A 17,475-nucleotide genomic window follows, 5' to 3' on the forward strand; every position below is an offset into this window, starting at 1 on the left:
CTGCGGAGTCGGCCGGCGGCGTGGCGGACCCACCGGAAGACCGGCAGGTCCGCCACCGGGAGGCGGCGGCTGGGAGCACCCCGCCGATCACCCGCCTGCGCAGGCTCGACGGCGATACGCAGGCGAGGAACCAACCTCACGGGACTTGCGCCGACAGCCATCACGGCATCTGAACCAAGCTGGGGCGACGCCTTGTCGGTCCTGATCAGTACGTCCACCATGAGCCTCACGCCGTTGACGGTCATCGGTGGACACCGGTGCCACCGGCAACGGCGGCGTTCGATGTCCAGCTCTAGCGAACCGTTCCTAGCCGTGGGTCGGTACCGTCCACTACCCGTCCAGTCGCAACCAGGTAGTGACGACCCGTAGCGGCAGTGGCTAGCGTGATCCACGTCGACAGGCGATGTCCGGAGGTGCGCGATGGCGGGACGGCGCTATTCCCCGAACCGGCAGCTCGCGTGGGAGAGACTCCAACGCGGCTGGTCCTACGAGGAGACCACCGAACGCATCCGCACCGAGATGAGCCGCGCAGGCGAGACCGACACCGGGCTCAACGCCAACACCGTGCGACGCTGGGAGACCGGGGAACGGTGGCCAGACCCGCGTTACCGCAAGCACCTGGTCGCGATCTTCGGTAAGCCAGCGAGCGACCTCGGCCTGCTCACCCCCGACGAACTGGCCGTACGCCCGGCCGCGGAAACACTGCACGAGCTCAGGAGGTTGTGGGACATGCTCACCCGAGACGACAACGGCAACGGCTGGGACCGGGCGTCCGTACTACGCGCGCTCGTCGGTGCCAGCATGCTGCCCTTGGTCGCGCCGCTACTATCACTCGATCCCCACGCCGCGCACGCCGGCGGCAAGACCGTCGACCCCGACTCGTACCGGCAGATCGTGCACTGTCAGCGAGAGCTGTACTGGACCAGCCCGGCCCGGCCGTTGTACGAGGCCGCCTACGCCCACACTCAGCTCGGCATCGGGCTCCTCCGTGCCGCAACCGGAACCGACCGGACTGGTCTCGCCGGAGCGCTCGCGGAATCCGCACTGCTCACCGCCCGACTCGCCTTCTTCGACCTCAGCCAGCCCGCCGTCGCCGAACGCTGCTACGACGTCGCCCTCGCTGCCACCCGCGAAGCCGGCGACCATGCGCTGGCCGCAGCTGTTCTCGGCCACATGGCGTTCATCCCCGCCTTCGGCCACGATCCCGCGAAGGCCCGCACGCTGACCAACGCAGCCCTCCAACACACCTGGCACGGCGTCAGCCCCCTGGTCCGCTCCTGGTTGCACTGCGTCGCCTCGGAGGTCGAGGGCCGGGCAGGAGCAGCGGCGGCCAGCCGCCATCACATCGATCTGGCAGCGAAGGCGCTTGATGGCAGCCCGGTGCCGCCTGAATGGCTCGACTTCTACGACAACACGCGTCTGCACTCCTTCGCCGGTTACGCCGCCCTTGCCGATGGCGACCACGGGGAAGCCGCCACCCAGCTGGATCAGGCACTCGCCGCTCTCCCAGGGGCCGGTGCCAAACAGCGCAGCGTAGTCCTCGCCGACCTTGCCAACGCTTATGGCGATGACGGTGATCGGGCTGCCGACTACCTCAACCAGGCCATCGATGCCTTACACACCGACTGGTACGGCACTGGCCTCGACCGGGTCCGGGCCGTCCGCAACGTACTCGGCGACAGCCGCAACGGTGCCCGACTCGACGAACGTGTCGCCGCCTTGACCACCAGTCGCGCCGCGCTACCTGGCAGTTAGAGCGGGCTGGCGTCGATTCGCCTGTAAACGGCATCGGGTAGCTCCATGGGCGGTTGGAGCCGGAGCAGACCTCGGTCGCTGGCTCTATCCGTCGCTAAGGACATCGACATCGAGCATTGGGCACCGAGTAATTACCCCGTGTCGGGCGCTTCGACCGACCGATAGGCGCTCACGCGGTGCTGTGCCAGCGACAGCCGCCTGCGTATCCGCGACCCCGCAATAACGGACAGTGTTGATCAAAGCGGCTAGGCTTGGCAACCGGCCGAGCTGGGACAACTGGAACAAGACGACGAAGTGATCCGCTGATGCGGCAGACCCCCGGCCACGTGGTGCGACCTCCCGCGCGGCCGTTCAATAGGTAGAGGACCCATGCGAACCACCACAGTCGGCGACGTGACGATCCTGCTTCCCGATCTCGACCCTGACGACCTCGACAGCACCACCGAGCCCGGTGCTGATCTCACCGACGCTCATGTCGATGACGTCTCCTGGCGGGGTGCCGTCCTCGACGCGGTCCGTGTTCGGGGTAGCCGGATCACCGGTTCGGGCCTCAGTGAGAGCTCCTGGGAAGGGGGAACGGTCTTCGGCTGCGAGATCGTCCGCAGCGACTTCTCCGGCGCGGCCCTGTCCGGGCTCAGCATCGAGCGGAGTGTCCTCACCGGGTCGCGGTTCACCGGTGCCCGGCTCACCGATGTCCGTCTCAAGGATGTCCTGTTCGACGGCTGCCGCTTCGACTACGCCACCTTCAGCCGGGTCGCCGCCAGCGGAGCGGTTGCGTTCGTCGACTGCATCCTCACCGACGCCACTTGGTCCTCCTGCAGGCTCCCCAAGGTCGTACTGCGATCGTGCCAGCTGGCTCGCCTCGAACTGGAATCGAGTCAGCTCCACGGTGCTGACCTGCGGGGTAACTCGCTGCGTGGCCTGAAGACCACTCTCGCGAACCTGTACGGGGTTATCCTCACCGAGGAGCAGCTGCCCGACCTGACCCACCTGGCTGTCGGTGAATTCCACATCGAGGTGCGGGCTCAATGATCTTCGGATGGGGAGCGCCCGTCGGTCGGCTTGTGGCCGCGCTCGTTGGGTCTGTTGGTGTCGCAGTGGCCCGGTGGAATGTCAGTCGTGGGCTACCAACCGCCGCTGCGGGGGCGGCGGCGTTGCCGGTGAGGTTGTACGTCGAGACGACCGCGTTCGCGGTGGGGCGCTTCGACGGTGCTGACGACCAGGCCTTTGTCCTGGGTGGGCAGCTCGGTGCGCGCATCTGGCCGTTCACCGCCGTGACAGACGACTCTGTACTTTTGCCGGTTGGTTCTCTCGCCGTGGCTGGCTGGTCCTCCGGGTGGCGATTCGCGGGCCGGTGGGGGCGTCGATGACCGTAGGTGTGCAGTCGACCCGACGGGGTGGGGGAGTGGGGTCTGCGCCGGTCCTGCCGAGAGGGTTCGGCTCGGTGGACGGGATCATCCCGGGGCTGGTGGCCGAGCATCGTAAGGATCTTGGCCGGCAGCTGGCCGGATGGCGTGCCGCTGCCGGGATGACGCAGGCGCAACTGGCCAAGCGGATCTGCTACTCGCGCAGCACGCTGGCCAACGCTGAGACCGGTCGGGACATGAGCATCCGGGGTTTCTGGTGCGACGCCGACGACGTGGTCGGTGCCAACGGGGCGCTATTGGCCGCCTTCGACCAGGTCGCCGCGTTGGTGCGGGACTTCCACGAGCAGCGGGCATCGGCACGTGACCGCGAGCGTCGGCAACGCGCTGCCCGCCTCATCGCTCCCACCGTTCAGGGACAACCGAGCGCACCGGCGGAGCCGAGAAGGTGCCAGTGTGAGGCGGTGGTCGTCGGTCGGTGGACCGAGCGGGAGGTCCGCGTGTTGCGGGAGGCGCTACGGATGACCGTCCACGACTTCGCTCAACGGCTGGGAGCGAGCGACGCGGCCGTCTCCGGCTGGGAACACCGACGCACGCCCACGCCACCGAAGATGGCCGCGCAGGCGGTGTTGGACCAGACGCTCGCACTCGCCGACACCGACACCAAAGCCCGGTTCCTGCTGATCCTCAACACCCCCGACCAGCACGGGTAGAACAGCGCGAGAGTGAGGTAGGCACACCGACAGGGCCGCTCGCCGTAGCCGAGCGCCGACGGCACCCGCCGACAGCCGTGGGTTCTGCTGGTGAGCGAAGTTCCTGTTTCGCCGGAGATGGACAACTGAGGCACCCTCTCATGCCGATGAGCGTGCACACGATCTTGCGTGTCTGGAGCCGTCTTTGTGGGCTGGGCGCCACCTGCGGCATGGCGGTGACGCTGGTCGACGGCCTGAGTCAGTCCTTTGCAGAATCGTGGTGCGGCGGCGGGGTGAACGGACCGCCAGGCATCCGCCCGGATCGCTCGGCGGCTGCCGGGTGTCATCATCGAAAAGGACAAGTCGTACACGCTCGACGGCCGGCGGTGCCATCTGCAATCCGGTCAACGCCTGGACGACAGCGTCCTCCTTCGGCCACCGGTACACGCCAGACGAGATCAGCGGGAACGCCACCGACGTCGCGCCGAGCTCGGCCGCGACGATCAGCGAGTTGCAGTAGCAGTCACGCAGCAATGCCGATCGGTCCTCGGTGGCGCTCCATACCGGCCCGACGGTGTGGATGACCCAGCGGGCCGGAAGGCGACCCGCAGTCGTCGCCAGGGCCCGCCCGACCGGCAGGCCCCGGCCGAACCGGCTGGCCCGCAACGCGCGGCATTCGTCCAGGATCGCCGGGCCACCCCTACGGTGGACCGCACCGTCCACCCCGCCACCACCCAGCAACGACGAATTCGCCGCATTGACGATCGCATCCACCCGCTCCGCGGTGATATCCCCCGTGACAAACTCGATCTCCACGGCCACCATCATGAACCATCCGTATATCCCATGCCGCCGATAAACCCCGGTCGGTCACCGGCACTCCAGGTCGCATACGCGCCATGCCGCTGACCGCGCGTCGCGCAACGTCGCAGTCGGCCGATCGAAGGAATGCCTGGTCTTGTCGGGAGGCGGATACCGCTGCGTGGCGTTGAGCGTGGACGGCCTGTAGCCGCCTCGCCGAGGCGAGAGTCAGGTGTAGTCTGCAGTGATCATTTGGCGCTGGGGGCAGACGACCGATGGGTGCGCGTACCGCACTGCTCGCTTTCGCTGAGGGTGATCTGCGCCCTGGTCTGCGGGGAGCGGTCCGGTCCCGCCCAGCGGAGGTCATAGACCTTGTGCGCGAGATGCATCCTGGCTACGAGGTGACACTCATCGGCGACGGCTCGCTCGGCGACCACAGTTGTCCGCCGGACGACACCAGTTACGCGACCGTCCTGGCTGGTGCCGAGCTGTTCTGCGACCTCCGGCTCGTCTGTGATCTCCCATCGCAGGTACCTGCCGGGCTGCTCCGCGCCGCAGGGGGCCGGCGGATCATCATGCACGGCATGCACTCGGCCTCCGACTGGTTGTGCTTCGCGGTGTGGGAGAACGGCGCGCTCGTCCGTTCGCTGAGCATCTCGCCGGTCGCCGGCATCGGGGAGAACATCGGCGAGCCCTACGACTTCGAGCTGCCGTACTGGGCGGGCGAACATCCCGTCGAGCCCGTGTTCTGCGAGGAGCCGTACCCTCTTGCCTTCCACCCGTTGGACCTGGGCGAGCAGGCCCTACGCGCGTTCTTCGGCTTCGTCCTCGAGGGCCGTCCCGACCCCGACGACATCGATCCGTTCGATGTTCCCCTGCACGGCTTCCACGTCGCCGACCCCACCGGCCGGGAACAGGCGGAACGCGACGACCTGATGGAACGAATCCTGCAGAGCATGCAACCGCCACGCCGCCACCGCATGATGCCGGACGGCACGGTGCGCCAACTCGACGACGGCGAGATCTGACCCCGAAGACCGACCTGCGAGCGCTGTCAACGCGCACGTCCCGACACCGGATCGTTCGACACCAGCCAGCCCTCCCCAGCCCACGATGATCGGACATCCGCTTCTGCCGCTGACGGGTCGGTCGAGTCATGCAGTTGCAGGCTCACCCCAGTCGGTGTCGGCGGTACTGCAGGGAGGGATCGCCCTCCTGAATTCCGTTCTCGTCCAGCGCGTTGTAGATCGTCAGCCAGCCGCTCGCGAATCGCAGGCCCAACGCCACGGTACCGTCCGTTAGGTCACCCCCGGCCCACTCCAGAAGCTCTACCGCCTCAAGCCGCTGCCCGTGCCGAGCAGCCAACAGTGCGGGAGCATCGTTGCGCCAGCGGAGCCGAAACGCGTCTGAGGTCGGCCACACCGGCTTCCGCGTCACGTCGATCGACCCATACGTGATCGACAGATCATCAAACTTCTGATGATTGACCTCAAGGCGCTCGTCGTCGAAGTCGAACACCAGCGGGCAGTCGGCGAACCAGGTGTCGTCATCGTCATCCCACACCACCCAGCTGGACGTCAGCCGCCGGCCGGCGAGGCCCCGCAGCCTTTGCGCGTGACGACCGGCGACCTCAGCAGCTCCGTTCAGCCAGGCAGGCCGGTAGCCGGTAATACCGAAGTCGAAGGTCATCACGGGACGGTAATCCCGAGCCGACCTGACTCGCACTCGGGTATCCGGATCTACCGCTGAGCGCGGACGGTCGTATCGGTGTTTCGGGTCGCTGTGATGGGCAGAACCCGTGCCGATCAGATGGTCCGCGTGCTCCACCAGCGCGGCGGATCGGTGTCGGGTGCCTCCGGGCTGATGAAATGGAACGGCACGCAGAAATGTTGGGCGACGGCCTGGCCCTTCTCGATCGCCTGCTGTGCCTCGGGCCATGGTGGCACCTGTCCGTTGATCAGGCGGATGTCGCCACTGCGTCTCAGCACCGTCAGTGGTACTTCGTCAAAGCGATCGTGGTGCCGGCTCGGTCTGCGCACAATCGCGATCAGGTAGACGTACCAACCCTGCGTGTCGCCGTCCCACAGCGCTTCGATGGCGGCGACCGGCGCAGTGACGACCTCCGCCTTTCCGATCAGTTCCTCGGTCGTCGGTGGCGGTGGCTCCAGCTCGACGAGACCCCGCCGACGCAGCTCCCCGCGTCGCTCGATCAGCAGATCCTGTGCCTGGTAGAGGCCGGGCGGGGACTGCAGTCCACCTTCCCGGCGTAGGAGCACGACAGCCGCGATCAGCCGTCCGGTACGCAGCAGTTTGTCGATCTGCTCCTGTAACTGTGGGTCTAGCGCGTTCCACCAGGCGTCGTCGGCGTACATACCGCCATTGTTGTCGGTCACGTCGGGTGATAGTCCGTGTCTACGGACGGGGCTCCGACTCGACATCCGCATCTGCCGCGATCCGCGTGGCTGCTGCTGCGGAAGCTTGTCACCGCGCGGCTCGGTCGCTGAGGGCGGGTGAGTGCCTGTGCCGATGACGTGTCGTCCAGGCCCTTTGAGTCCACTCGACGGGAGTTGGCCTCGGTAGCTCGGAGCAGGCACTTCTTGGTCGTGGACACTGGTCAGATCAGTCCATAGCCCCTTCGCGAGAGTCGTCTGGCTCGATAGCGGTCCGACGATGGCTCAGCAACACCGCGCGTTCGTCGTCCGGGATCATCATCGCTTCGGCGAGCACGGCGGCCAGCGCGGCCACCTGGGCGTTGTCGATGTCGGCGGGGAAGATCCACCGAATATTCTCGTCGCGCGTGATGAGATCGACAGCCGACCGGCCGATGCCGTCTTGGATGGTCGCCGTCCGGACATACCGCACCTGGTCGAGCGGGATTGCCTGGCGGATATCGCCCTGTTCGAGGAAGGCACCGGCCTTGGCGATGACAATGCGGCGATTGGTTACGGCGATCAGGATCCTCGCCGACCCTGCCAGTCGTTCTTTCGCGCCGCCGACGATCGCCGAAAGGGTGTCAAGGGTCTCGGGCTGGTCGGGAAGACCGAGGGCCCGTAGGGTCTCGTCATCGGTAAGGAACCACCGCAAGATCCGCAGGTACGGTTCCAGGCTCAGCGATGTGGGCGCGCAGATGATGTCGGGTTTTTCGATCTCGGCAACCGGTGGATGGAGGGCGTCCGCCAGCGGCTGGATCGCCTCGAGAAGCCGGGCTGAGGTCTCGCGACCCGCCTTTGGGTCTCGCAGCCACCCCGTCAGCGACTGTGCCAGGCCGCTGGGGCCCGGGAGTTCGGCGATGATGCGTAGCTCTCGGGTCAGCGAGTCGACGAGCTCGGTGGCCTCGGCTATGGCAGCGTCGAGCTCCTTACCCGTGTCGCGCGCGATGACCTCGACGAGACGTGCCTCGTCGGGGTCATCGCGGCCGGCGGTTCGGGCCTTTCCTGCACGGAGCGCCTGATACCCGGTCCAAGCCTTCAAAGAGGACAGAAGAGCGTTGGCGTCGAAGGCGATCGCCTCGGCGTTCGTCTGGATGTACTCCCGGCGGTGGGACGAGCCGGACCGCTCGATTTGCCCGATGTGGCCCTGGACGTTCTGGCGGTACAGATTGAGCTGCTTGCGCAGCACCGCCTCGCTGCCCGCGACGTTGTCCCACAGCGAGTTCGGGACCGCTTCGATCTCCCGGGCCTGGTCGACCGCGCTGTTGACGCTGGCGACGAGCCCCATCAGTTCGGCCCACTGCTCGTTGCGGACGGAGCGAAGCACGTGGCCAGTCAGCGCGACGTTGGTCCGGACGATGCCGCTGACCTCACTCAGCTGCAACTGCAGGGCGATCATGGCCAGCGCCGGGCCGATCGCTGCCGCCTTCTGCGCCATGCTCACCGCGTCCACGCGAATTAGGCGAGCCTGCTTGAAGCTGCCGTTGACCAGCGCCGTCCCGAGGTTCGCACCGTCCTTTGCCGCGAGCCTTCCGCCAGCGTCGAGCAAGGCCCGGGTCGATTCGCTGAGCCGGTAGAGCCCCTGCGCGGAGGCGACCGCGTTCCCGACGTTGCCGACCAGAGTCGAGGTGTTCCCGATCGAGGCGAGGAACGTGGCTATCTGCCGACGGTCGGCGGCCGGCACGATCCCGAAGTCGAGCAGATCGAACTTGAGCTCCGCTGGGTTCGCGCCGAAGACGACCGCGATGCCGGGAAGCACCTCCGCCACGACCGTCGAGGCCGCCGACGGGGCGAGGTCCGCATTGGTCATGACAGGTGAGTCCGAGGGGTCCTGCATGCGTCCTCCAACAGCGGGGCACCGATGGCTATACATCGGCGTTGACAGGCGGATTCTACGGCTCGATAACGCCTGCCATAAACCTGTCGGCCGATAGGTCGGGACCTTCGCCCGAACGACGTCCCTCTTCGGCCCGAACGCGCGGGCTGAACTAAATCGCGCCAGCCCGTTGTCTCGGAGAGACCGCTCGCATCGGTGCACTCATCTGCCGCTGCAAGCGTGTCTCTATCGTTGCGTTCAGCAGGTCGAGTGGAACAGCCCTGCGACTGCGGTGCCACTGGTGGCGAGGTCGTTGTAGATCTGGACTGCCTCGGTGGTCTCGGCCACGTGGACGGTCACCCCGCGCTCCTCCAACAGGCTGAGGGTGCGCGGGTCGACCTGCAGCTGCAGTCGCATGCCACGCGACAGTACGACGGTCGTGGCGCCGTGGGCCAGAAGCTCTAGGACATCATCGGGCTGAACACCGGGGCTGTGGCGGGTACCGGTTTCGGACCAGTCCCACGGGCGGCCACCGCTGGGGTAGAGCTTGAAGTCCTTGCCAACTCCAAGGTCCTCGACGTCCATGTGGCCCCATGAGATCGCCAGTACGAGTGGCGAACGAGTTGTTTCGCTGGACACGGCGGCCCCTCGTTGGACGGAGCCGCGTCGGCCGCGGCTGAACGTTCTGTGCAGGCTGCCAGACCTTATGCTCACGCCGCGATCCGCATGCTTTGCCGGGATCATCGTGCGTCGAGCCTGCCCGGGCGTACGGAGCTGGACAGGAGGACGAAGTTCAGCCGATGATGGCGGCGAGAGTGGGGTTCGCAGCTCGCGTCGTGGTCGACGGCTGCGGCGAGCAGTCTGGCGGTTGCTGAAGGAACTGGGACTGCGGTTTCACCTGCCAGTTCGTCGGGATCCGGGTCGCCGACCGCTACCCGCAGACCTGGAACTGCGGGGGCGGGTCGGCTGATCAGCCGGTCCGTCGACGGCGCCAGGGCTGGAGAACGACACCAAAGGCGCTGCAGGACGGGAAGACTCCGGTGGAGGCCATGGCGACGCCGCGATCTGGGCCCCGGTGACCGGCAGGGTGGGCGAGATCTGGTCGAGCAAGCGCTGCGCCAGGGTGGCGTCGATCTCGACGTCTGCGCTGATGCGAACATCGGCCGCGGTCGCCAGGTCCACGATGTCGTCGCTGGTGAACGCATCAGCTCCGAGAGTACTCAGCCGTCGCGCGAACTCCTGGACATTGATCATTTGCAGCCTCATCGTCGGATTGTTAATCATCCACCGTAACCCCCGCTTCGGTCGGCGGATCCTGCGCTCGCCGTGCGGGCTACTGGGGCCGACAGTCGGCTCCGACAACTGCGACCGCTGCGCGGACGTCCGCAACTCTTCGGTGAGCTAATCGCGCGCCTGCAGGGCGGTCACGCTCTGTGTTACCCATGCTGTACCTCCCGCGACGCCCGGAAATGCCGCTTACCGGGTGCTGTGCAGCTTCGTTCGAGCGGTTGGGCAGTGGTCAGGCGGTCGGCTTGTTGTGTTTGCGGATGAGGTCGGGTAGTTCGGTGAGTGAGTCGAGGTGGAACAGGCAGCGGTCGCTGATCGCTGTGTCGTTGAGGATGTGTCCCCAGGGGCCTCGGCGGATGAGTGCGGTGGGGATACCTGCTTCTTGTGCCGGTCGGATGTCGTTGTCGAGGCGGTCTCCGACGTAGAGCACCTGGTCGGCTGGGCAACCGGCTTCGGTGACTACGCGGTTGAAGAAGGCGGGGGAGGGTTTCTCGACGCCCCAGCCGTCCGAGGTGCCGATCACGTCCACCGGTAGGTTCAGGGCTCGCAGGATGGTTTCTGCGCGTGCTGTCTGGTTGCCGGCGAGGCCGACGTGGAGCCCTGCCGCGCGTAGCGCGGCCAGGCAGGGGCGGGCGTCCGGGTACAGGTCGTCTTCGGTGAATGATTCGGGTTGTCCTGCTGCGGTACGGCGTTGCCGTTCCTGGGTCAGGTCGAATCCTGGTCGGAAGACCTGGAAGGTTTCCCGGTAGTCGAGGCCGCGGGAGATGACTGCTCCGAAGACGGCGGAGAACGTGTGGCGTGGCACGCCGAGCCAGTCTGCCCAGGTGCCGTACTCGCGGGACTCGTCAACGATGGTCTCGCCCACATCGAAGAACACGCTGGTGATCACCTGGCGATTGTGCCGTGCGCCCTTCGGCCGATCAACGCGCGCCCCCGAGCCGGGTCGCTTGGCGCTGCGGTGGGTGAGGGTCTCGCTCTGCGGCGCTTGGGTGAGCGTCTTCGACCTTGCTGGCCGGTTGGCATGAGGTGGCGGGACCGGGGCGGGATTCTCGTCTCATAGAGTGAGACATGAGCGGGGTGTTGGTCAAGATTTTTCTGCCTGTGTCGGCCGAAATTTCGTGCTACTGGGTGCCAGTGCGGGTTAACGGGTGCCATTGCGTCCGGCTGGGTCCGGGAGCGTGGCGTTTGGCTGCTGGTGATGCTGGTTGACAGGGTGTTGCTGGCGGAGGCGTACTGGTATGCACGTGACCGCGTGGTGGTCTGTCCGTCGGGTTCGAACGGCCGGTCTGGTGACGCTTCTTTGAGAGCGCTGCCGGTCGTTCGGGGCTTGGGGTGGGCGGGCCGTCGATAGTTCTCGGTGACAGGGGGTTCGCGATGAAGGATCTTTCTCCGGCTGGTTGAGCCGACGCTCCATTGGGCCGTTGCGATGCTGCGGCCGCCAGAGCATCTGCGTCAGGCCGAGACGAGCCCGTTGTCGGTGTGGCTGCTTGCCGCCCTGCTCCGCCGCTACCTGCTACCGCTGTTCCCACTGCCGCGACCGCCCTTCTGGTGGTCGTGTCGGTGGTTGCCGTCCTCATCCGCCCCTGGGCCCGCTGGTGCGCCGGTCGGCTTGTTCGTTGACAACTCAACAGCGCGCCTTTCCGTAGCCCACCGCGCTCGCCTGTGGCTGCGTACCCCTGCGGCGTCGTGACTGTCGTCGCCCATCTTCATTGTTCTCGATCAAGGAGTTGTTGTGTTCGTCGCCCATCTTGTCGTCGCGCGCTCCGGCTTGGTGCCGGTGGCGGTGACAGATTCCGTTTCGGTGCCCGTTGCGGGGTCCGGGTTGGTGTCGGTGTTGAGGTCAGTCTTCAACCGGACCCCGGAACGGACCCCTTGTTCCGTCTCGCACTGCAGGTCAGGTCGGCTGTCGGTGCTGTCGGCTTGTCCTGCGACAGACCCTGCGTGGTCTCGGGTCTCTCCCCCTGGGGCTGGCATTCCCTACAGGAGGGGAGGTGGTGGCTGGTGGATGATCCGGTCCTTCGGGTCCAGTCCCAACTGACCGCCCGTGACCGTGTGCTGCTGGGCTGGCTCTACGACCACGGAGTGTTGACCTCGTTCCAGATCGCGCACGCCCTGTTCCCCTCCCTGGATTTCTGTCAGCGGCGGTTGCGGACGTTGTACCGGTTGCGATTGGTGGCGAGGTTCCGCCCCCAGCGCGCTGACGGTGGCTCGTACCCGTATCACTACGTCATCGACCAGCTCGGCGCGGAGGTCGTCGCCGCCGGCCGCGACGAGCGTCCGCCCCGGCGTGATCACGCCCGCGTCGAGCGGCGCCGTTGGACGTCCAGCCGCACCCTGGAGCACCGCCTCGGGGTGAACGGCTTTCTCACCGATCTCGCCGGCTACGCCCGTACCCATCCTGATGTCCGGTTGGGGGAGTGGTTGTCGGAGGCGGCGTGCCGTCGGTCGGGGGTGTTCACCCGGCCGGGGGATCCAGCTCTGGTACGCGCCTACCAGCCTCGTGTGCGTCCGGACGGCTATGGCCTGTGGGTGGTGCGGGGTGGCCGCGTGCCGTTCTTTCTGGAGTACGACACCGGTGGTGAGCCGCTGTCAGTGTTGACCGGAAAGCTGGCCGGCTACCGGGAGTGGTTCGCCGCGCTGGGGCGGGCGTGGCCGGTGTTGTTCTGGCTGCACTCCGCCGCCCGGGAACGCAACCTACGCCGAATGTGGGCCGAGACGCCACCGCTGGTGCCGGTGGCTACCGGTGCCCGCGACCACGCCACGACGGCGGGCCTGTGCCCCGCTGACGCGGTGTGGGCGGTCGCTGGCGACGGCGGGCAGCGGTCCACGCTGGCTGACCTGTCGGCCTGGGTCCTCGACGACCGTGACCCGACCGAGGAGGCGGCATGACCGACAACGCTTCACCGGACCCCTTCATCGTGCGGCCGGCGGGTAAGACGGTGACAGTCCCGGGGTCGTTCTGTCACCGGTCTGTCAGCGTCTCGCTAGAGGCTGCTGACCGACCGGTGACAGAACCGGACAGTCCTGACAGCGAGCGGGTGGAGGTATCGTCCCGGCGCCCGCGTGGCCGGTCCGCGGACCGGCCACGGACCGAGCTCTCCACGCTCCTGGTCCGCACGCCGGGACCGTCCGTCCCTTGGTCCGGTCCGCAGGCGCGGGCGGACGGGGCGTGGTGGTGGTCCGGCCGGGGGAGGTGGGCGGCCACGACCGCACCCGGTGACCCGGACGCCGGTCCGGGACGGAGCCCGGCAGAGGGTTTCGTTCAGGTCGTGATCATGTTGGCGATCGGTGGGGCGGCGGGTGCGGCCAGCTTCACCCATGTCCACAACGTCGCCGCCGCTCATGGTCAGCCGGGGTGGTTGGCGTGGGCGGACGCGATCGTGCTGGAGCTGATGTCCATCGCGTCCGGTCTGGAACTGCGCCGCCGCAAACGAGCCCAGGTCTCAACAGTGTTCCCGGGGACGGTGCTGGCCTGCGCGGTGACGCTGTCGCTCGCGGCGCAGGTCGTGGAGGCCGAGCCGTCACCGATCGGCTGGACCGCCGCGGCCGTGCCCGCGCTCGGCTTCCTGGTCATGGTCAAGATCGCCCTCGGCTACACCAACACCCCACCCCAACCCACACCAGCCGGAACGCACCCGTCCACCGCCCGACCAGCAGACCAGCCCATCGCCACCACAAGCCAGCGCGCGGCGGACCGCACCGACGCCCAGCCCACCCTGCCGACCGGGGACCGGCGTCTGCCCGCGCGGACCGTCCACGACACCAGCAACGACCACCCGCACACCGGACCGGACCACCCCCGGACCGGGGGACCGGTCCGCCGGCAACAGCCGCCCCGGCGCGGACCGTCCACCCACCCCACCGACACCGACGTCCTGCTGCTGGTCGCCAGGCGCGCCCAGGAGGACCTCGCCGCCGAGGGCCGGCCGCTCACCCGTGCCGCCCTGGCCACCGTCCTTCGCGCCACCGGTCACACCGTGTCCAACACCCGCGCATCCCAGCTACTGAAGATCCTCAAAGCCGACCAGGCCCCACCAGCCCCCACCACCGACCGGCAGACTCCCGAACTCGCCGGCCGCAGCACCCCGCCGACAGCACCAGAACCCGCCACACCTACCACCTCGCGTACCTCTGCACCGCTTCCACCGCAGTCAGGAGACCCCACCCCATGAACGCCCACACCACTCCAGACCCCCACACCCAACCGGCCGGCCACCACACGCCTACCAACATGCCGTGGACCGTCGAGCGGATCCGCGCGCTCGGTGCCGCCACCACCTTGCCCACCGCTGCGGCGGTACTCGGGATCAGCCGGTCCCAGGCCTACCGGCTCGCCGCCACCGATACCTTCCCCGCACCACTGATCCGCGCCGGGACCCGCATCATCGTCCCCGTCACCGGCCTCCTCCGACTCCTTCTCCTCGACCAGCCTGCCCCGGATCCCGACGGCGGTCGGCGACTTGATTCCGCCGTGGTGTCGAGCGTGGATGCAACGACCCCGCCACCAGCGGACTACACCCGCCACCGCTGGCGGCACCACGTCGAGCACCCCGGAGACGACCAGTGAAAGGCTCCACGTTCAAACGCTGCGGCTGCCGCGACACCACGGGCCGGCGGCTGGGACGCTCCTGCCCTGATCTGCGCCGGCCCGGCGGCGGCTGGTCCCGCAACCACGGCCAATGGCACTGGCAGATCGACCTACCCGCCCGCGCCAACGGCACCCGCCGCACACTGCGCCACGGCCCCTACCCCACCCAAACCGACGCCGACACCATCCTCGACCGTATCCGCGCCGCCCTCGCCGTACCCGACCCCACCGACCCTCACGCCACAACCAAAACCGGCGACCTCATCGAAACCGCCGTCAAGACCGGCGCACCCGTCCCCACCCCCGACCAGGTCCGCCGGACCCTGCACCTCGACATCACCCCCACCGAACTGCCCACCATGGCCGTATATCTCACCGACTGGCTCGCCGGCCGCCAGAGCATCAAGAAAGGCACCGTCCGCTCCTACGAAGGCCACATCCGCCTACACCTCATCCCGCACCTCGGGCACCTGCGCATCGACCGGCTCCGGCCCGGTCACATCGACGCCATGTACGAGGCCATCGCCGAACGCAACACCACCATCGCCACCATGCGCGCCAGCCGCGACCAAGCGAAACGCGACCAGGTCAAGAACCAGCGGGTCGTCGGACCGAGGACCATGCACCTCATCCACGCCACCCTCCGCAAGGCCCTCAACGACGCCATGCGCCGCCACCGCTACCTCGACATCAACCCCGCCCTGCTGGTCGAGCTACCCGCCGCCCGAGCACCCAAGCCCACCGTCTGGACCGACCAACGCGTCAAAACTTGGCGTGACACCGGCAAGACCCCCAGCCCGGTCATGATCTGGACCCCCGAACACACCGGCCGATTCCTCGACCACACCCACGACGCAGGCGACCGCCTCTACGCCCTCTACCACCTCATCACCTTCACCGGCCTCCGCCGAGGCGAAGCCTGCGGCCTGCACTGGGACGACCTCGACCTCGACGCCAAAACCCTCACCGTCCGCTGGCAACTCGTCCAACACGGCTGGGCCACCACCATCGACACCCCCAAAACCACCGACAGCGAAGCCACCATCGCCCTCGACACCGAAACCATCACCGTCCTACGTGCCCACCGTGCCCGGCAACACCGCGAACGCCTCGCCGCCGGAGCAGCCTGGACCAAGACCGGACTGGTCTTCACCACCCCCACCGGAGGACGGCTCCACCCCGCCGACGTCACCGACCACTTCCACCACCTCGCCACCCAAGCCGGCCTACCACCCATCCGACTCCACGACCTCCGCCACGGCGCCGCCACCATGGGCCTCGCCGCCGGCATCCAGATGAAAGTCATCTCCAACCGACTCCGCCACTCCAACCCACACTTCACCGCCACCTTCTACGGCGACGTCCTCCCCGAACTCTCACACGCCGCCGCAGAAGCAACAGCCGCCATCGTCCCCCGACGCGGAGGCACCGCAAGGCCGGCCTAGTTCGCCGGCTGACCACCTGATACTGCGTGGGGCCAGCTGACGATGTTCCCGGCTGGCTCCACGCGGTATCAGCGCCTTGACCGTGATGAGAGGAGGCCGTAGATCACCCAAACCCGTCACCGATGGCTGCGCGGACCCCCTGTGGCCGGGAGGTCGGCCGCTTTGCTTGTGCAGAGGCGGATGCTGCTTCACGTTGGCATTAGGAGCCGGCTCAGGCTGCGCGACTGGTCAAGCCACTCGGTGGCCAGTTGACGCGCTTCTGCGCGTGGCATCCGCTTCTGGCGGCGTATCACCTTGGTCAGGCGCTGGATTACGACGCCTTCCCATCGGTCCCGGAAATCGTCGTCGGGCGTCTCGATGAGGATCTTCGGTCGGTGTAGGTCGTGCTTTAGACGGTCGCCCGGCCGACCAGGCTGTAGGTAGAGGGCCCGGCTATTGAGAGCGGCGTCAACGATGATTCCCTCGTGCTCGATGCTGAACAACAGGGTCGCGCGGACCTCGATCGGCCGGATGAACTGTAGCGAGAGGGCTACCTGATCGTCGTCGCGGTCTACCTGGCCCCACCTGTATGTGAAATCACCAGGTGATAGATGGTCATGTAGCCGGACCAGTTCATCGAGGTCAGGACGGGTGGTGGTATCAATAATGACCAAGGGCACCATCCGGCCGTCAGCGACCGGGCCAGCAATCGATCCGTCCGCGGCGACGGGCACGATGTCGGCAGGATCAAGTATCCGTCTCGCCGGCCGTTTCTTGGTCGTCCGCCCTCTGATCATGAACCGCCTCTCGTAGAACAGACGCACTGACCGTCGCGGCGATACCCCGACTGTCCTGCAGAACAGCGTCATAACGATGAATCCCCGCACCCGCAGGGAACAAGTCGGCAGGTAGCCGGAACGTCAGCCAACCGGCGACCGCGCCGTTGGCCTGCAGCCGCGCAGGTAGGTCCAGAGCCTCCACCTCAGTCGGGAACGCATCGCCGGTGGTCTCGTGGCGAACCTTGACCGTCATCGCATGACCGGACTGCAGGGTGTAGGCAATGTGCAGATCAGCGCTGACGACGGCGGCATCACGGTCAGTGGGGTTGACCGCGAGGATCTTCATGCCGACCCACCGTGGCGCGTCCTGACGACGCCATGATGCGGAGTCATCAAGGGTGACGGTCAGGCGGGCCGCTCGCCGATCTTCCTGCTGCAAGGAAAGGGCCAACGCGCGCCGTGAAGTGTTGCGGTTTGACAGCGCAACCAGCAGCGCGAACACTGCGACGACGGCTGACGCCACGGGCATCCACCGGAACC

The 17,475-nt window shown here is 67.4% G+C and carries 16 protein-coding genes and 1 pseudogene; 8 read left to right on the top strand and 9 right to left on the bottom strand.

Annotation, left to right across the window (positions count from 1 at the left end; translation table 11 throughout):
• Positions 1-420 precede the first annotated feature (420 nt).
• The 3 genes from GA0070617_RS07445 to GA0070617_RS07455 all read left to right on the top strand — a co-directional run bounded on the left by GA0070617_RS07445 (position 421) and on the right by GA0070617_RS07455 (position 3,832).
• Positions 421-1,755, top strand: coding sequence for a helix-turn-helix domain-containing protein (locus tag GA0070617_RS07445; RefSeq protein ID WP_091435215.1), 1,335 nt, complete (start codon positions 421-423; stop codon positions 1,753-1,755).
• Positions 1,756-2,124: 369 nt separating this feature from the next.
• The gene (locus GA0070617_RS07450; protein ID WP_091435217.1) at positions 2,125-2,787 is read left to right on the top strand and encodes a pentapeptide repeat-containing protein; all 663 of its coding nucleotides are present in this window, start codon (positions 2,125-2,127) and stop codon (positions 2,785-2,787) included.
• A 412-nt stretch (positions 2,788-3,199) separates the two neighbouring features.
• The gene (locus tag GA0070617_RS07455) at positions 3,200-3,832 is read left to right on the top strand and encodes a helix-turn-helix domain-containing protein (protein WP_229688106.1); all 633 of its coding nucleotides are present in this window, start codon (positions 3,200-3,202) and stop codon (positions 3,830-3,832) included.
• A 318-nt stretch (positions 3,833-4,150) separates the two neighbouring features.
• On the opposite strand, the pseudogene GA0070617_RS07460 reads toward GA0070617_RS07455, so the two are convergent.
• Positions 4,151-4,636, bottom strand: a pseudogene (locus GA0070617_RS07460) (O-acetyl-ADP-ribose deacetylase); the annotation flags it as partial.
• 251 nt (positions 4,637-4,887) lie between these two features.
• Here GA0070617_RS07460 and GA0070617_RS07465 point away from each other — a divergent pair.
• On the top strand, positions 4,888-5,640 hold the full coding sequence (locus tag GA0070617_RS07465) for a DUF6928 family protein (protein ID WP_091435218.1): 753 nt from the start codon (positions 4,888-4,890) through the stop codon (positions 5,638-5,640).
• A 142-nt stretch (positions 5,641-5,782) separates the two neighbouring features.
• On the opposite strand, the gene GA0070617_RS07470 is transcribed toward GA0070617_RS07465, so the two are convergent.
• The 6 genes from GA0070617_RS07470 to GA0070617_RS07490 form a co-directional block, all read right to left on the bottom strand.
• The gene (locus GA0070617_RS07470) at positions 5,783-6,301 is read right to left on the bottom strand and encodes a hypothetical protein (protein ID WP_091446062.1); all 519 of its coding nucleotides are present in this window, start codon (positions 6,299-6,301) and stop codon (positions 5,783-5,785) included.
• A 116-nt stretch (positions 6,302-6,417) separates the two neighbouring features.
• A complete protein-coding gene (locus GA0070617_RS07475) occupies positions 6,418-7,005 on the bottom strand; it encodes a hypothetical protein (protein WP_139135603.1) in 588 nt (195 codons plus the stop codon).
• Positions 7,006-7,231: 226 nt separating this feature from the next.
• Complete coding sequence (locus tag GA0070617_RS07480) at positions 7,232-8,851, bottom strand: hypothetical protein (RefSeq protein ID WP_139135604.1); 1,620 nt, start codon at positions 8,849-8,851, stop codon at positions 7,232-7,234.
• 264 nt (positions 8,852-9,115) lie between these two features.
• On the bottom strand, positions 9,116-9,601 hold the full coding sequence (locus GA0070617_RS07485) for an Mth938-like domain-containing protein (protein WP_091435224.1): 486 nt from the start codon (positions 9,599-9,601) through the stop codon (positions 9,116-9,118).
• 150 nt (positions 9,602-9,751) lie between these two features.
• Entirely contained in the window at positions 9,752-10,141 is a 390-nt protein-coding gene (locus GA0070617_RS29745) for a hypothetical protein (protein WP_139135605.1), read from the bottom strand.
• 235 nt (positions 10,142-10,376) lie between these two features.
• Positions 10,377-11,033 (bottom strand): HAD family hydrolase, encoded by a 657-nt coding sequence (locus GA0070617_RS07490; RefSeq protein WP_091435226.1) that lies wholly within the window; start codon positions 11,031-11,033, stop codon positions 10,377-10,379.
• A gap of 1,112 nt (positions 11,034-12,145) precedes the next feature.
• Between GA0070617_RS07490 and GA0070617_RS07495 the strand changes: the two genes are divergently transcribed.
• The 4 genes from GA0070617_RS07495 (at position 12,146) to GA0070617_RS07510 (ending at position 16,177) form a co-directional block, all read left to right on the top strand.
• Entirely contained in the window at positions 12,146-13,033 is an 888-nt protein-coding gene (locus GA0070617_RS07495) for a replication-relaxation family protein (RefSeq protein ID WP_091435228.1), read from the top strand.
• 386 nt (positions 13,034-13,419) lie between these two features.
• A complete protein-coding gene (locus GA0070617_RS07500; protein ID WP_229688172.1) occupies positions 13,420-14,316 on the top strand; it encodes a DUF2637 domain-containing protein in 897 nt (298 codons plus the stop codon).
• Positions 14,313-14,711 carry a hypothetical protein gene (locus tag GA0070617_RS07505; protein ID WP_229688103.1) on the top strand — a complete coding sequence of 133 codons (399 nt, stop codon included), beginning with the start codon at positions 14,313-14,315 and terminating at the stop codon, positions 14,709-14,711. The genes GA0070617_RS07500 and GA0070617_RS07505 overlap by 4 nt, the downstream gene beginning before the upstream one ends.
• On the top strand, positions 14,708-16,177 hold the full coding sequence (locus GA0070617_RS07510; RefSeq protein ID WP_091435230.1) for a tyrosine-type recombinase/integrase: 1,470 nt from the start codon (positions 14,708-14,710) through the stop codon (positions 16,175-16,177). The genes GA0070617_RS07505 and GA0070617_RS07510 overlap by 4 nt, the downstream gene beginning before the upstream one ends.
• A 188-nt stretch (positions 16,178-16,365) precedes the next feature.
• Here GA0070617_RS07510 and GA0070617_RS07515 read toward each other — a convergent pair whose 3' ends face one another.
• Entirely contained in the window at positions 16,366-16,890 is a 525-nt protein-coding gene (locus GA0070617_RS07515; protein ID WP_139135606.1) for a hypothetical protein, read from the bottom strand.
• 13 nt (positions 16,891-16,903) lie between these two features.
• Positions 16,904-17,437, bottom strand: a complete 534-nt coding sequence (locus GA0070617_RS07520) for a hypothetical protein (RefSeq protein ID WP_139135607.1) — start codon at positions 17,435-17,437, stop codon at positions 16,904-16,906.
• Between the last annotated feature and the right edge of the window lie 38 nt (positions 17,438-17,475).

Source organism: Micromonospora yangpuensis, from assembly GCF_900091615.1.
Taxonomy (GTDB): Bacteria; Actinomycetota; Actinomycetes; order Mycobacteriales; family Micromonosporaceae; genus Micromonospora; species Micromonospora yangpuensis.

Coding starts and splice junctions, on each gene's coding strand:
- GA0070617_RS07445 (WP_091435215.1), top strand. CDS start 421: ATGGCGGGACGGCGCTATTCCCCGAACCGGCAGCTCGCGTGGGAGAGA.
- GA0070617_RS07450 (WP_091435217.1), top strand. CDS start 2,125: ATGCGAACCACCACAGTCGGCGACGTGACGATCCTGCTTCCCGATCTC.
- GA0070617_RS07465 (WP_091435218.1), top strand. CDS start 4,888: ATGGGTGCGCGTACCGCACTGCTCGCTTTCGCTGAGGGTGATCTGCGC.
- GA0070617_RS07470 (WP_091446062.1), bottom strand. CDS start 6,301: ATGACCTTCGACTTCGGTATTACCGGCTACCGGCCTGCCTGGCTGAAC.
- GA0070617_RS07480 (WP_139135604.1), bottom strand. CDS start 8,851: ATGACCAATGCGGACCTCGCCCCGTCGGCGGCCTCGACGGTCGTGGCG.
- GA0070617_RS07485 (WP_091435224.1), bottom strand. CDS start 9,601: ATGATCCCGGCAAAGCATGCGGATCGCGGCGTGAGCATAAGGTCTGGC.
- GA0070617_RS29745 (WP_139135605.1), bottom strand. CDS start 10,141: ATGATTAACAATCCGACGATGAGGCTGCAAATGATCAATGTCCAGGAG.
- GA0070617_RS07500 (WP_229688172.1), top strand. CDS start 13,420: ATGTTGGCGATCGGTGGGGCGGCGGGTGCGGCCAGCTTCACCCATGTC.
- GA0070617_RS07505 (WP_229688103.1), top strand. CDS start 14,313: ATGAACGCCCACACCACTCCAGACCCCCACACCCAACCGGCCGGCCAC.